Raw genomic sequence first — 14,204 nt, 5'->3', positions numbered from 1 at the left:
AATAAATAAAAACTAAAAAAATAAGGAGTGACTGATGCGCTTGTTGCCTCTAAGCATCGCTGCAGTAATTGTGGCATCTTCAATTTCCATTTCATCTAACGCTGTTGCCAATCAAGACCAATTGGCTGCCAATATTTGTAACTATGTTGCAGCAGATGATAAAAATCGTCTTCGTAAAAAATTAAAAGAAAGTCGCGTAAAGCTACGTAATATTTACAGTGGCGTATCTTGTAATGGTGACAGCTTGCTGAGAACTGCCTATAAGAGCGGTTCTAACAAGGTTGGTACCTTTGTAGCAAAACGTCTTCCTGCAGCAGCTTTGAGCTCTACAGAGGCTGATGGCAATACAATCGTTGCTTGGGCAGAAAGTAATGGTCACGGTGGTAGTGAAATTACCACTGCGATTAAATCGCGTATTGCTGGCGGTTAAGCCTGATTTAATAAAAATACCGGGACATTCCCGGTATTTTTTTGCCTGTTGATTACACCTTGGTTTACTCATTCTAGTTACAGACAGTAAAAAAGGTGCATTTAGCACCTTTTTCTTTTACTGCTTAACTCTAATAAGTATTGGTTATACCAATCAGTATAAACATTTAGTCGCTCAGCGAGAGTTTAGCGGTTTTGAGGCAAGGCAACGAGCGAAGGGCATAGTTGTTCTACGTTCAAGTTCGTTAACACAGCATCAGAATCGCTAAAACTCGCCAGTCTGGAACGTTTTTGGCTGCCTACTTCTGCGTTGAATAGATTTATAAGGGAATAGCCATTATTACAGCTATTCGCCTTGAATTAGTTTGCCAAAAATCGTTCTGAGCTGATCAAATTCTTATACTGATTGGTATTATACCTTGAACTCTTTGACTGAGGCTTGCAGCTCTTCAGCAAGTTGAGCAACTTGGTGGCTAGATTGTGCTGTTTGATCTGCGCCAGTCGAAGTTTCCTCTGAAATAGCTGCAATATGCTCAAGCTTTTCAGATACCTGTTGGCTCACTAAATTTTGTTCCTGCGCAGCATGGGCTATTTGGGTGCCAGAGTCATGTACTCGGTGGACCGCATGACTAATACTCTCAAGTGCATTATTGGCTTGCTCTGTTTTCTCTACGCATGAATTGGCTTGAGTTTGCCCTAAGTCCATAACGGCAACAGCTTCTTGTGTGCCTTGTTGTAGCACTTCAATCATTTGCTGGATCTCTTGAGTCGAGTCTTGCGTTCTAGATGCTAGGCTGCGGACTTCATCTGCAACCACGGCAAAGCCTCGACCTTGCTCACCTGCGCGCGCGGCTTCAATCGCGGCGTTAAGCGCGAGTAAATTGGTTTGTTCGGCAATGCCGCGGATTACGTCAAGAATAGAGCCGATAGATGCACTATCAGAGTGTACTTTGTTAATTACGACGCTAGCTTTGGATACTTCATCTGCAAGGGCTAAAATTGTCCGTTTATTCTCATCGGCAATAAGGCGCATATGCTGACTTTCATCATCGGCGGCTTTAATTTGATCTAATGCCTCGTCGGCACTCGCTGTAACTTGCTGTGCGCTTGAGCTTAGTTGGGTCGTCGCTGTTGCAACCTGATCGACTTGGCTCTTTTGCTCTTGTATCCCAACAGTTGTTTGCGCTGTTATGGCTGATGTTTCTTCAGCTGCAGCAGCAAGTTGCTCTGAACGTTCCAAGATCCCTTTAATCAATCCTCTTAAGCTATCAACGAGCTTATTGCAGTTTGCTGATAACTTTGCAAACTCATCATGACCGCTATCATCGAGCTTATGAGTGAGATCGCCTGAAGCAAGTACATTTAATGCATGGTTTACTTTATCTAGGGAGCGAGTGAGAGGTTTAACAACCGCAATACTCACGACTACAGCAACAACGATAGCGACTAACATCAGGAAAATGGTTCGCATACTGGCGCTATCAATACTGGCAATGGCATCGCTACTTATCTTATTTGAGGTGGTTTCGATGTGGGTTGTTAAGGCCTTCATTTGTTGATTCACGTTATTGGCAGTGGCTTCAACATCTTTGAGCAGTGACGATGCGCGGTTATTTAGGGTTATCTCACTGCGTTTTAAGGTAATGAGTGAGTTAGTCCCATTCGCCATATTAAACACGTTATCTGCTTCAGCGACGATTTCATCAATGAGGCTGGTCTCAACTACACCTTGCCAGTGAGAGGTGATGTAATTTACTTTACTTTTTGTGTCACTTATAAGGTAATCAAGCTCTTTTGAAATCGTTTCAAACTTGGCTTTATCAGTACTGGTTTTTAGATCAAAGCTCGTGCTTACAATACTGCTAAAGCTGATATCTAAATTACTTGCTGTTGCGGCGACCTCTTGTTCTACAGGGTTGTCGCTGAGCTCAAGGTCAATCAAGTCAAGTAGCAAGGAAGCGGTATCATCTGCTCCATACTCAATGTCGTCGTACTTACTGTTAATTTTTTTGCTTGTAGCAAGGGCTTCTTCATGGGAAGCCATCATTTCGTTACCGACTTTATTAAATTGGGTGTAATGACTTTCAAGTTTTTGTATTACTGAGTCAAATTCTGAATTATTAACCAAGGCTCCAAGCTGGTTTAGTTCGCGACTAAAGTCGGAGCTTGCTTTTGAGAAGTTTGTTTTTATGACGGCAAGCTCGGCGACATTTGAATTATGGTAAGCGACAAGAATCTGTTTTTCTTGTTGAGCAATGGTTTGCGAAAGTAAATTGCTAGACTCTAATGCTGGTAGGCTTAACTGCTGTAGAGTTTGGGTACTTGTTTTGAGCTGATTATTGGTGAACCAAGAAGCGGCCCCTAGTACAAGCAATAATAAGGTGACAACCGTAAATCCACCTATCACTCTTGTGGCTACATTTAACTTCATAAGCACTCCATTTTTATTATTTTTATAAAAGGCACAGCATTAGTCTTGCGTCGTATATTATATCGACCAAATTTAGCGATAGTTTAACTCTTTTTTAACTTTCTTTAACGTCTTTTAATTTAGTTTGTGTCACTTTCTGGTCTGACTCTAGATGCCAAAGCGTTAAATGCTCACCCCAGCAACAGCCTGTATCAAGTGCTAGGCGATTTTTCAAATTGGTCATTCCCATAATGGCGGCCCAATGGCCAAATACTAAGGTATAGTCGGTAGGTAACTTTGACCCTTGGTTAAACCATGGGTGCAGATCTGCATGGTTACAGTCTTGTAGCGGTGACTTACAATTAAAGTCTAAGTTGCCTTCACTGGTTAAATAGCGCATACGGGTCAGCGCGTTAATACAATAGATTTGTTGTTCAAGCGGTGTGAGTTCGTGGCTAAACTTATCAATATCGTTACCGTACATCTGGCTGATTAAGTTTTGTAAATAGTGCTCAGATTGCAAGGTTTGGCTAACAAAGTCTGCTTGTTGTCGCAAAGTGGCTAGATCCCAATCTGGTGGTACACCAGCGTGGGTCATAATAATCTTATGTTCTGTGAGTTCTTGATAAAGTGGTTGCAGCCTTAGCCAATCAATAATGTTATCAATATCGTCGGCAGCGAGAAGTTGGTCTAAATGATCTTTCGGATTGGCGCGCTTTAATTTGCCATGAATAGCCATTAAGTGTAGATCGTGATTGCCGAGTACGATTTTCGTTGAACCTTCAAGCGACTTAAAAAAGCGCAGCGTTTCTAATGAACCTAGTCCTCTTGCAACTAAATCACCAACAGCCCATAAGCAGTCTTTAGATGGATTAAAAGCTACTTTGTCCAGTAGCAAGGTGAGTTCCTTAAAACAGCCTTGGATATCACCAACAAAATAATTTGCCATTTTTTCCTATATTTCTTTTTAATGAAGCAGGCCGGGGATGGAAAGTCTAAATGCAGGGATGGCCGCTTTAAATTCTTCGCCGAGAGGGTTAATCATGGTGTATTGCCCCTCCATTACACCTAATGGCGTTTCTAATACTGTGCCACTGGTATATTCGTAGCTGCTATTGGGGGCTATCGTTGGGGTTTGCCCTACCACTCCAGCGCCCTGAACTTCGCTTTTCTGACCATTAGAATCGGTAATACACCAATGACGACTCTTTAACGTGACATTCTCTTCGCCAAGATTGTGTATGGTGATTGTATAGCTAAATAGGTATTTATCTTCATCTGGAGACGATTGGGTTTCTATATATTCTGTTTGTACGTCAACTCTGACAGATGATGCTAAATGACTCATATAGCCCCCTAAAAAGCTTAATTTAATCTGATGTTTACGCGAGTGTAGGCTTCATATTAAAGCCTGTTTTGAATAATTAATAGGTAAATGTCTACCGTTAAAGTATAAAAAAAGGGCAGTTAATGCCCTTATTTAGTTCGTCAATGAATAGAAGGTTACTTCTTATCAAATACGTGGTTAGCCATGGCGACATACTGGTCGACACGGATTTGCTCTGGTCGTAATGTCGGATCAATGCCTAACTGTGCAAAGTCTTCATCAGATAGCATTTGCTTAAGGTTATTTCTTAACGTTTTACGACGCATATTAAAGGCGGTAGTGGTTAAGGTTCTTAACAACTCAACATCTTTACAAGGCCAAGGTTTAGTTTTGTACGGCACTAGACGTACTACTGCTGAATCAACCTTTGGTGGCGGCGTGAAGCACCCTGGTGGTACTTCAAGTACTGGCATCACCTGGCAATGGTATTGAGCCATTACGGTCAAACGACCATAAGCCTTAGTCCCTGGCGCTGCCGATAGACGAAGAACCACCTCTTTTTGTAACATGAAGTGCATGTTCTCAATATGTTGAGCAAACTCAAACAAGTGAAACATTAGCGGCGTTGAGATGTTGTATGGCAAGTTGCCAAATACTTTCATCTGTTTGTCTTCACGTACTAACTGATTAAAGTCAAACTTAAGCGCATCACCTTGATGGATCTCTAGCTTATCTTTAAGCACTGGGTGCGTTTGTAAACGTTCAACAAGATCTTTGTCTAGCTCAACTACGATTAATTGGTCGATACCACTGGCTACGGGCTCGGTAAGTGCGGCAAGGCCCGGACCAATTTCAACCATAACATGATCGTTATCAGGTGAAATGGCGCCAACGATGCGATTAATCACGTTCTCGTCGGTTAAGAAGTTTTGTCCAAAACGCTTTCTGGCCGTATGGCCTAAATGTACTTTATTGCTCATGAGGTAACTTTTATCACTAATTCTTGGCAGCCAAATCAATGGCCTTATTTAATGCGCAGACGAAGCTGCCGATATCTGCAGTACCTGTGCCTGCAAGCTCTAGGGCCGTACCGTGGTCGACCGACGTTCTTATATAGGGTAATCCTAGGGTGATATTGACTGAACTGCCAAATCCTCTAGCTTTTAGTACTGGAAGCCCCTGATCGTGGTACATAGCCAGTACTACGTCAGCATCTTCTAGGTATTTGGGTTGGAAAAGGGTGTCCGCAGGTAAAGGGCCAACAATATCCATATCAAGCTCACGCAGCTCATTGAGTGCTGGGGAGATGATATCGATCTCTTCTCTACCTAAGTGACCGTCTTCTCCTGCATGAGGGTTTAAACCACACACATAGATACGCGGTGATTCAATCGCAAACTTTTCGACTAAATCTCGGTGTAATATTTTGATTATTTGATGCAGGCGATCACGTGTAATAGCCTTTGATACATAGGCGAGCGGAATATGGGTCGTGACTAAGGCGACCTGCAAGCCTGGTGCTGCTAGCATCATGACGACGTCTTGACAGCCTGCTTGATTGGCAAAAAATTCAGTATGGCCGCTAAATGGGATCCCAGCTTGATTAATAATGCCTTTATGGACAGGGCCTGTCACAACGGCATCAAACTCACCAACCATATTCTTTTCACCTGCGAATCGCAGGGTTTCGACGACATAGGCGCTATTAAGCTCATTGAGCTTGCCACAGAGCGATTCCGCTTCCAGTGAGAAGGGCACAATTGTTAGTGTGCCTGCCTCTTGTGCTTTTGGCGGTTGATTCGGTTGATAGGGACGCAACTGAATAGGTAGCCCAAGTTTTTTTGCTCGAGATTGTAATAATTTCGGATCAGCACAAACGACTAGCTCAGCAGGCCAAGGCTGCTGAGCTAGTTGTATCACTAAATCTGGGCCTACACCCGCCGGTTCACCCGGCGTGATGGCTATTCGTTTAGTCGACAATAGTATTAACCTCGGTTTGTTTCTGGCTCAAAAATATCGATAAAGGCTTCTGAGCGCATTTCGTCTAACCAGTTTTGTAGTTCTTCATTAAACTTACGACGGAATATTAACTGGTGAGCTCGGTTAGTATTAAATTGATCTGTCGCGTCTGTTGTACGTTTGTCTTCTAACTGGACAATATGCCAGCCATGAGTCGAACGGAATGGCTCGCTGTACTCACCAATTTCTAAGCTATTTAGCTCTTGTGCGAAAGCGGGTACATACATACTTGGATCTGCCCAACCGAGTTCGCCACCTTTTACGGCAGAACCAGGATCTTCTGAATACTGACGCGCTAAATCTTCAAACTTGGCTTCACCTGATTTTACTTGAGCTAGGAATCTATCCATCATGCTCTTTGCACGTTCTTCAGACAAAATTGGTGACGGCTTAAGTAGAATGTGACGCGATTTAACTTCATCAACTTCTTTAGTTTGTAGGCCACGAGCATCCATAACTTTAATAATATGTAAGCCAGAACCACTTTTGATTGGGCCTATTATATCACCAGTTTTAGCATCACCTACCACTTCTGCAAACAGAGTTGGCATTTCGTTGATGTTCATGTAATCCCAAATACCCCCCTCAAGTGCTTTAGGGCCTGATGAAGCGGCAATGGCGATACTTCTAAAGTCATCACCGTCTTGTAATCTTTTTAGTACTGCAGCAGCACGCTTACTTGCAGCATCTAATTGCTGGCTGTTTGCATCGCTTGGTACATCAATTAAAATGTGGCCAATCTGGAATTCGACTTCTTTAAGGCCTTGTTCATTAATGATTTTTACAAGGTTATTGATTTCTTGTGGCGAAACTTGAATACGACGCTGAACTTGAATGCGCTGAATTTCACCTAGGGTGATCTCTTCACGTAACTGTTCACGGTATTGCGCAAAAGTTGTGCCTTCGCTTTCGATTTGGGCTTTCATCTGCGCGACAGTAATATTTTGCTCTTTAGCAATATTTTCAATTGTTTGGTCTAGCTGTAAGTCACCAATATGTAAACCAATTCGGTCTGCCATCTGTAACTGCAGGCGAGTTAAGATTAAGCGTTCAATGACCTGGGTACGTAGTGCCGTGTCTGACGGTAGCTTTTGACCAGCCTTATTCGCATTAGCTTTAATGGTTTGCACCATTCCACTAACTTCACTTTCTAAAATAATCCCTTCATTAATTTGCACTGTAACGCGGTCTAATGGCGTCGGTGCAGCTTGAAGAGTCTGGCTCATTGCCAAAGTAAAAAGGGCAAAAATTAATTGGTTACAGCGTTTCATCCACTAAAATCCTTGGCATTTATTGAGTGTCATTTACGGTATTTTCATACCGCACTAATGATTCTTTTGTCCTGCTTTGACTGCATGTCTTTAGCTAGGTTCAGCATTTTTTAAAGTTATTTGTTTGCTAATTCTTCAAATAAAGTGGTTTACGGTAGTTAAACAAACCTTCATCCAGCATATCTGACACACCTAACGGGCCTGAACCACCGAGTCCTTTGACAACAAAGTTGAGGTAGAAGCCACTTTCGAACAACTCTCGAGTATCCTGTACTGGATTATTTTCGTCAATATAGTTGGTCTTAATGCGGTAATGATAACTCAAACGTACTGCCCAGCAACATGATTCATATTGAAAACCGGTATAGGTTTCTACCGCGCGGCTTTCATTAAGGTCGTAATACCAATTGCCGACAAGGTAAACACTGTCGTTAAGAGGCCAGGCGCCACGAAAGCCTAACTGCTTTATATCAACCGATTCATTGGTGTTGGTATTAAGCAAATCAGGTACATAGCGATAACTCGCTTGTAAAAGCTTATTCTCACCCGGTCGATAGTCGACCGTGACTTCGCTTTTTTTGTTTTCGCTCTCTTTAACATCATATTGAATCGAACCACTTAAGAACCAATCAGAATACAGTTGGGTACTTAATTCTGCTGCGACAGCTGAATTTGATGTATTTTCTTGAACAAACGTATCGTTACTGCCTTTGATATCATTAATACCAACGCGACTATCTTCGATATAGATGATTTGACCTAGGCTAAATTTAAACACTTCACGGTTTTGTTCGTTAAACAGTTTGGTGGTTAAACCTAAGGTAAACTGATTGGCATCTGCAATACGGTCTAAGCCTGAGAAGCGACGATCCCTAAACAGACCGTTATAATCCTCTTGTAGCAATGCCGTGTCATAGATACCGATATCTGATTGATCTTCATAACCCACATAAAGGTATTGGAATTGTGGTTCCAATGTTTGCCTATAGTTGGTATCAAAGTAATCGGTGAAACGCTCAAAGTTAACTTGGCCATGAATACGCACCTGCGGCAAGGTTCGATTGACGGTGTCACTGAGTTCAGAGGCCATCAAGTTTGAACGATCATCTTGCCAGTAGTTAGTTTGTAATAACTTAACTTCGCTGGTCAGAGAGCCTGCGGGGCCATGTATTGGGTAAGAAATACTTGGCTCAAGGTGTAAACGAGTCGCAGTGGAATATTCGCTATCTTGATGCTCAAAGTTTGTTAGTTCACTATTGAAGTTAAAATCTAAGCCTTGCCAGTAGTCAGGCGCTCGATAGTTAAATACAAACTGTGGCATAACTTGATAAGGTTTTTCTTCCTCACCAAGTACCTTGATATCTTGCACACGCGCGCTGATGTCCCAGTTTTGTTCAAAATAAGCAATTTCACCAATGCGGGTTAATTGGTTATCTGTTGCACGTTGTACATCAGAGCTTAAATCATTGAAATAGTTATTATCCGATACGTCAGTGTAGTTAGCTAAAACGCGCCAGTTTTTATTAATCGCGCCTTGGTGCTCCCAGTGGTAAAGGTATCTGTCTGGGCTACCAACCAGTTTGTCATCGTTACCTAGGTATTCTAGGTTCAGCTTGCCTTGTTGTTTTTCACCTGCAAGGTATCTAAATTCGGTCTTGGTAAATAGACCGCGGGCTGACATATAGTTAGGCGTAAAGGTTAAATCATACTCTGGTGCAATATTCCAGTAATAAGGCGTGGCAACTTCGACACCATTGGTGGTGCTAGTGCTAAATGTTGGAAACAAGAAGCCTGACTTACGTTTATCTGAAACCGGAATGGTCATGTATGGCACATACATAACGGGCACACCGGCTATCTTAATTTTAGCGTCCCAAATCTCGCCCCATTCTTCGGTGCTATCGATTTTGATACGGTCAGCTTCTAACAGCCACGCGGGATCTTCGCCCGGGCAGGTTGTGAAGTTGGTCCCAGCTAGCAGTAAGTTGTTTTCTTTGGTTATTTCTAACGTTTCTGCATCACCATGGATTTGTTGACCATGTAACCAATACTGGGCTCCGCTTAGCTTAGCGCTGTTACTTTGCATTTTGGCAACGAGAGAATCGGCCGTAACGGTAAACATTTCATCTTGAAAGACTAAGTTGCCATTAGCGTGTAGCTCTTCTGCTTGTTGGTTTAATATTGCTTCGTCGGCAGCGATATTACGGCCACCTTGACTAAAGTTCACATTACCGGAAAAGGTCGCTTCTTGTCCCATTTGGGCTTTAGACCTATCAGAGCTAATGTAAATACGCGCAAGATCGGCTGGGGTGTTGAGCTCGTAAAGCGGAACGTATGGCTTTACGGGAGGAACCACAACACACTGTGCGCCTGATGAGGCCACAGTTTCGGTTTCGTCTGCTAAGACTAATTGGGGAAGCAGGCTCAAGGCCAGAAAATAACGGATCTGCATCTTAGGTCAATTAATTATGATTTCTTAGTCTGGACGGTGAAAAGAGGTGAAAAGTTGACCCTTTCTTGGGCAACCCAGCCAAATAAATTTTTTCAATCGCTTAGCTGTTTCCATTTTGTCGTTATAATAAAGCAATTTCTTCTTAAGAGCCATGAGGTGCCCTTGTCAGATCCTAGATTTCTTCAGTTAAATGCATGGCTAAACCAGTATTTTAATGTAAAAGTTGCGCCACAGTTAATATCTGGCGATGCAAGTTTTAGACGCTATTTTAGAATCGTGGTCGATAACCTGTCTTATATTGTAGTCGATTCACCGCCTAACCTTATCGATATTAGACCGTTTATTCAATTAGCTGACAGCTATTCTCGTCAAGGTATTGCTGTGCCTAAGGTGATTGCCAGTGATGTAGAGCAAGGCATTATGCTGCTCAGTGATTTAGGCGATGTACAGCTTTTATCAGTATTGAATGAACAAACTTTGCAGCAGTATTATGCCGAAGCTTTATTACTGCTTAATGATATTGCTAAAGTTACAGAAACTGCACAGGGCAGACTACCACACTATGATGCGGCTTTTGTTGAACGCGAGTTAGCTATTTTTATAGAGTGGTTAGCGGTGCATCATTTAGGGCTTGCTATTGATGAGGTGACATTAGCAACGCAGGACGCTTTTAACTTGCTGACTGATAACGCGTTGGAGCAACCGCAAGCAGGCATGCATCGAGATTACCATAGCCGTAATTTAATGCTGCAAGCGGACAAGCTTAACGTTATCGATTTTCAAGATGCAGTCATTGGCCCTGTGACCTACGATGCGGTTTCTTTATTACGAGACTGCTACATTCGTTGGCCGGATATCGCGGTTGATAAACTGATGGCGCAACATTATCAACAGTGTATAGATAGTCATCTTATTGCAGCAGATACGAGCATTGAGCAATATCGTCGTTGGTTTGATCTTATGGGGATTCAAAGGCATGTAAAAGCGGCGGGGATTTTTTCAAGACTGAATTATCGCGACAATAAGCCTGCCTACATGGCGGATATTCCGTTGACGCTAGAATATATCCGTGACATTGCTGCTCGATATGAAGAGCTTAAAGTCTTCTCTGCTTGGATTGATACGGTTATCATTCCAGCTTTCAATCGTCAGAAGCTGTAACAGCCTAAGGCTGGATAGATAGACCAATAAAAGGCGGATTAATGAAAGCGATGATACTCGCGGCTGGGCGTGGTGAACGATTGCGGCCGTTAACTGATTCAGTGCCTAAGCCTTTAGTCAAGGTTGCAGGAAAACCACTGATTGTTTACCACATTGAAAAATTAGCTGCCGCAGGTTTTACCGAGATTGTTATCAATCATGCTTGGCTAGGGCATAAATTGATTGAAGCTCTTGGTGATGGCAGTCAGTGGCAAGTCAATATTCACTACAGTAAAGAGTTATCAGCTTTAGAGACTGGAGGCGGCATTAAACAAGCCTTAAGCCTGCTTGGTGATGACGCTTTTTTTGTGATTAATGGTGATATCTTTATCGATAAACTGCCAGACATTAAGCCACTAACAGCTAATAGCTTAGCCCACCTGTGGTTGGTAGATAACCCTGTGCAACATCCTAGCGGTGATTTTTCGCTGGATAATGGCAAGTTGAGTGACAGCGGGGCCAATAAGCTCACTTTCTCTGGTATGGGGGTTTACCATCCGCTGTTATTTGCCGATACGCTTGATGGGGCTTTTGCATTAGCGCCACTGTTAAGGCAAGCGATGGCTAGTGAGCGAGTAACGGGTGAACACTTTTGCAGCCACTGGTGCGATGTAGGCACGATAGAGCGGCTTAAAAAAATTGAAGAACGTGAGATAACAAAGGTTAGATAATGCGTATTTGGGGTAAGTTTTTTGGCTTTGGTATTGGGTTTATGTTTGGCCGATTAGGCGGCGCGATTTTTGGGCTGTGGTTAGGGCATATGTATGACCGCCACCAAAGCCAAAAAGCAGGTCTTAGCGGCAGTGCTAAAAGGCAGGCATTATTTTTTAATACTACGTTTGCCGTTATGGGGCATGTGGCTAAAGCGTCAGGTCATGTAACTGAAAATGATATTCGCATGGCAAGTTCGTTGATGGACCAACTTAATTTAAGTGGTCAAGCTCGTGCTGATGCGCAAGCAGCGTTTAGAGAAGGTAAAGAATCTGATTTTGACCTAAATGCCTGTTTGAAGACTTTTAGGCTGATTTCAATGGGCCGAAAAGAAGTGTTGCAAATGTTTTTGGAGATCCAAATTCAGACGGCTTTGTCTGACGCGCAGTTAGATCAAAAAGAACGTTCAATACTCGCTATCGTTGCCAAAGAGTTAGGTTTTAGCCAAAAACAACTCGATGATTTATTAACCAGATGGCAGGCAGAGTTTAATTTTCATCGCAGTGGTGGTGCGGGCAATCAGACATCGATTAAAGATGCTTATGATTTATTGGGGATCTCTGAGTCAATGTCAGATCAAGAAGTCAAAAGAGCCTATAGAAAACTGATGAATGAACATCATCCCGATAAGTTAGTTGCTAAAGGTTTACCTGCAGAAATGATGGAGCTGGCTAAGAAAAAAGCACAAGATATTCAAGCTGCTTATGATAGAGTCAAAGGTGATAGAGGTATGCGTTAGCACTCGATTAACCGCCAAATAGGGACATATTATGAACACACGTTTACTGCTTTTATTAGGTTCGCTTTGCGCTTTCCCTGTTGCAGCAGAGGTCTATGTTGCACCTTTTGGTGGTTATAGTTTTGGTGCGAGTGAATTTGATATTTCTACCAGCGCTTCAGATGAATCAGGTAAAGGCAAATTGGCAGAATCCGAGCATTACGGTTTAATGCTAGGCATCACCACGAAAGATCCGGGTAACGTTTATCTGTTATATAGTCACCAAGCCACCGATCTAAGGGCTGGCGATAATTTTAGCCCCGATGTACTGACCTCAATGGATGTGGACTATTTTCATGTTGGCGGTAGTCTTTATTTTCCAAATAAAAGCATCAAACCTTATGTGACTACGAGTGTGGGGCTTACCCATATGCGTCCGGGGGGAGGTTATGCAAATGAAACTCGATTTTCTATGGCTATTGGCGGTGGTATCGCTTATCAAGCGAGCCAATCATTGGCTTTATTTGCCGAAGTAAAAGGTTATGCGACCTTTATTAATGCCGACAATGCACTGTTTTGCGATGCGGGTGGATGTCTTTGGAATATCCAAGCTGACATTATGTGGCAAGGGCAGGCAAACATAGGTGCCAGCTTCGCGTTTTAATGGGCAAGATAATTGTAGGTTTTACTAAATGAAAATTGTTGTGCTAGATGGCTATACATTAAACCCCGGCGATCTTAGCTGGCAGCCGTTAGAGCAAATGGGGAGCGTGAGTTACTACGACCGCACAGACCCTGCTGAAGTACAGCTTCGTAGCCAAGATGCTGCAATTATTTTAACCAATAAAACAGCACTCGATTCGGCTCTATTGGCACAATTACCTAAGCTCAAATACATTGGCGTTCTTGCTACAGGGACTAATGTGGTTGATATTGATACCGCGAGAGCCCTAGGTATAGTAGTTACCAATGTTCCGGGTTATGGACCCGATGCAGTCGCACAAATGGTGTTTGCCCATATCTTACAAGCGACCCAACAAGTGAGTCGTCACTCTGACGCGGTTAAATCTGGTGCTTGGAGCGAGTCAGCAGACTTTTGCTTTACCTTAAGTCCGCTGCAATCTTTAAAGGGAAAGACACTAGGATTAATTGGCTTTGGTGATATAGGTAAAACAGTGGCGCAAATCGCTATTGCTTTTGGTATGCAGGTGGTTGTTAATACGCGTAATGCTGACTTAAAACTGCCTAAGGGCTGCACTTGGCTTGAACAACAGCAGTTATTAAAACAAGCCGATATCGTATCGTTACATTGTCCACTCACAGCTGAAACTGAAAAATTGATCAATGCCGCGAGCCTAAAAACGATGAAGCGCAGCGCCATGTTAATTAATACGGCGAGGGGCGGCTTAATTGATGAAGCAGCTTTGGCTGCTGCATTGGATACCGGGCAACTGGCTTATGCTGGAGTCGATGTACTATCGACTGAGCCACCTGCTATAGATAACCCATTGTTAAAGGTTAACAATATTAGCATCTCGCCGCACAATGCGTGGGCGACGATTGAAGCGAGGCAAAACCTGCTGAATATAGCCGTTGCTAATCTACAAAGCTTTCTGATGGGAAAGTCTCAAAATCAGGTTAATTAGCTAACTATTACACGCGATTTT

General features: G+C 42.8%; 13 protein-coding genes. 6 read left to right on the top strand and 7 right to left on the bottom strand.

The genetic code is table 11. The features are described 5' to 3' along the window. Positions 1-34: 34 nt before the first annotated feature. Positions 35-430, top strand: a complete 396-nt coding sequence (locus tag L2748_RS01250) for a DUF3718 domain-containing protein (protein WP_220778523.1) — start codon at positions 35-37, stop codon at positions 428-430. Positions 431-841: 411 nt separating this feature from the next. On the opposite strand, the gene L2748_RS01245 is transcribed toward L2748_RS01250, so the two are convergent. The 7 genes from L2748_RS01245 to lptD form a co-directional block, all read right to left on the bottom strand. Next, complete coding sequence (locus L2748_RS01245; RefSeq protein WP_220779249.1) at positions 842-2,860, bottom strand: methyl-accepting chemotaxis protein; 2,019 nt, start codon at positions 2,858-2,860, stop codon at positions 842-844. A gap of 94 nt (positions 2,861-2,954) precedes the next feature. Next, complete coding sequence (locus L2748_RS01240) at positions 2,955-3,788, bottom strand: symmetrical bis(5'-nucleosyl)-tetraphosphatase (RefSeq protein ID WP_220779264.1); 834 nt, start codon at positions 3,786-3,788, stop codon at positions 2,955-2,957. Between the two features lie 18 nt (positions 3,789-3,806). After that, positions 3,807-4,187 carry a Co2+/Mg2+ efflux protein ApaG gene (apaG, locus tag L2748_RS01235; RefSeq protein ID WP_220779267.1) on the bottom strand — a complete coding sequence of 127 codons (381 nt, stop codon included), beginning with the start codon at positions 4,185-4,187 and terminating at the stop codon, positions 3,807-3,809. Between the two features lie 155 nt (positions 4,188-4,342). Further along, on the bottom strand, positions 4,343-5,146 hold the full coding sequence (rsmA, locus tag L2748_RS01230) for a 16S rRNA (adenine(1518)-N(6)/adenine(1519)-N(6))-dimethyltransferase RsmA (protein WP_220779269.1): 804 nt from the start codon (positions 5,144-5,146) through the stop codon (positions 4,343-4,345). 16 nt (positions 5,147-5,162) lie between these two features. Then, complete coding sequence (gene pdxA, locus L2748_RS01225) at positions 5,163-6,146, bottom strand: 4-hydroxythreonine-4-phosphate dehydrogenase PdxA (protein WP_220779271.1); 984 nt, start codon at positions 6,144-6,146, stop codon at positions 5,163-5,165. A 5-nt stretch (positions 6,147-6,151) separates the two neighbouring features. Continuing rightward, positions 6,152-7,456, bottom strand: coding sequence for a peptidylprolyl isomerase SurA (gene surA / locus L2748_RS01220; RefSeq protein WP_220779273.1), 1,305 nt, complete (start codon positions 7,454-7,456; stop codon positions 6,152-6,154). Positions 7,457-7,583: 127 nt separating this feature from the next. After that, positions 7,584-9,908 (bottom strand): LPS assembly protein LptD, encoded by a 2,325-nt coding sequence (lptD, locus tag L2748_RS01215; RefSeq protein ID WP_220779276.1) that lies wholly within the window; start codon positions 9,906-9,908, stop codon positions 7,584-7,586. Positions 9,909-10,064: 156 nt separating this feature from the next. Between lptD and L2748_RS01210 the strand changes: the two genes are divergently transcribed. Genes L2748_RS01210 through L2748_RS01190 form a run of 5 tightly spaced genes read left to right on the top strand, consistent with a single transcriptional unit; the run spans position 10,065 to position 14,183 of the window. After that, positions 10,065-11,069, top strand: coding sequence for an aminoglycoside phosphotransferase family protein (locus L2748_RS01210; RefSeq protein ID WP_220779278.1), 1,005 nt, complete (start codon positions 10,065-10,067; stop codon positions 11,067-11,069). Between the two features lie 41 nt (positions 11,070-11,110). Then, complete coding sequence (gene murU / locus L2748_RS01205; protein WP_220779280.1) at positions 11,111-11,779, top strand: N-acetylmuramate alpha-1-phosphate uridylyltransferase MurU; 669 nt, start codon at positions 11,111-11,113, stop codon at positions 11,777-11,779. Further along, positions 11,779-12,558, top strand: a complete 780-nt coding sequence (gene djlA, locus L2748_RS01200) for a co-chaperone DjlA (RefSeq protein ID WP_220779288.1) — start codon at positions 11,779-11,781, stop codon at positions 12,556-12,558. The genes murU and djlA overlap by 1 nt, the downstream gene beginning before the upstream one ends. A gap of 31 nt (positions 12,559-12,589) precedes the next feature. Further along, positions 12,590-13,201, top strand: coding sequence for an outer membrane beta-barrel protein (locus tag L2748_RS01195; RefSeq protein WP_220779290.1), 612 nt, complete (start codon positions 12,590-12,592; stop codon positions 13,199-13,201). A gap of 28 nt (positions 13,202-13,229) precedes the next feature. After that, positions 13,230-14,183 (top strand): D-2-hydroxyacid dehydrogenase, encoded by a 954-nt coding sequence (locus L2748_RS01190; RefSeq protein ID WP_220779292.1) that lies wholly within the window; start codon positions 13,230-13,232, stop codon positions 14,181-14,183. Positions 14,184-14,204: the final 21 nt, after the last annotated feature.

This window comes from Shewanella sairae (assembly GCF_023283535.1).
In the GTDB taxonomy this organism is placed as follows: Bacteria; Pseudomonadota; Gammaproteobacteria; order Enterobacterales; family Shewanellaceae; genus Shewanella; species Shewanella sairae.
Note: the sequence above shows the minus strand (reverse complement) of the source record. Positions and strands in the feature narration are given on the sequence as shown.

Bases quoted from the DNA above. Each gene is read 5' to 3' on its own strand.
- L2748_RS01240 (WP_220779264.1), bottom strand. From the start codon at position 3,788: ATGGCAAATTATTTTGTTGGTGATATCCAAGGCTGTTTTAAGGAACTC.
- murU (WP_220779280.1), top strand. From the start codon at position 11,111: ATGAAAGCGATGATACTCGCGGCTGGGCGTGGTGAACGATTGCGGCCG.
- rsmA (WP_220779269.1), bottom strand. From the start codon at position 5,146: ATGAGCAATAAAGTACATTTAGGCCATACGGCCAGAAAGCGTTTTGGA.
- apaG (WP_220779267.1), bottom strand. From the start codon at position 4,187: ATGAGTCATTTAGCATCATCTGTCAGAGTTGACGTACAAACAGAATAT.
- L2748_RS01190 (WP_220779292.1), top strand. From the start codon at position 13,230: ATGAAAATTGTTGTGCTAGATGGCTATACATTAAACCCCGGCGATCTT.
- djlA (WP_220779288.1), top strand. From the start codon at position 11,779: ATGCGTATTTGGGGTAAGTTTTTTGGCTTTGGTATTGGGTTTATGTTT.
- lptD (WP_220779276.1), bottom strand. From the start codon at position 9,908: ATGCAGATCCGTTATTTTCTGGCCTTGAGCCTGCTTCCCCAATTAGTC.
- L2748_RS01250 (WP_220778523.1), top strand. From the start codon at position 35: ATGCGCTTGTTGCCTCTAAGCATCGCTGCAGTAATTGTGGCATCTTCA.
- L2748_RS01245 (WP_220779249.1), bottom strand. From the start codon at position 2,860: ATGAAGTTAAATGTAGCCACAAGAGTGATAGGTGGATTTACGGTTGTC.
- L2748_RS01195 (WP_220779290.1), top strand. From the start codon at position 12,590: ATGAACACACGTTTACTGCTTTTATTAGGTTCGCTTTGCGCTTTCCCT.
- surA (WP_220779273.1), bottom strand. From the start codon at position 7,456: ATGAAACGCTGTAACCAATTAATTTTTGCCCTTTTTACTTTGGCAATG.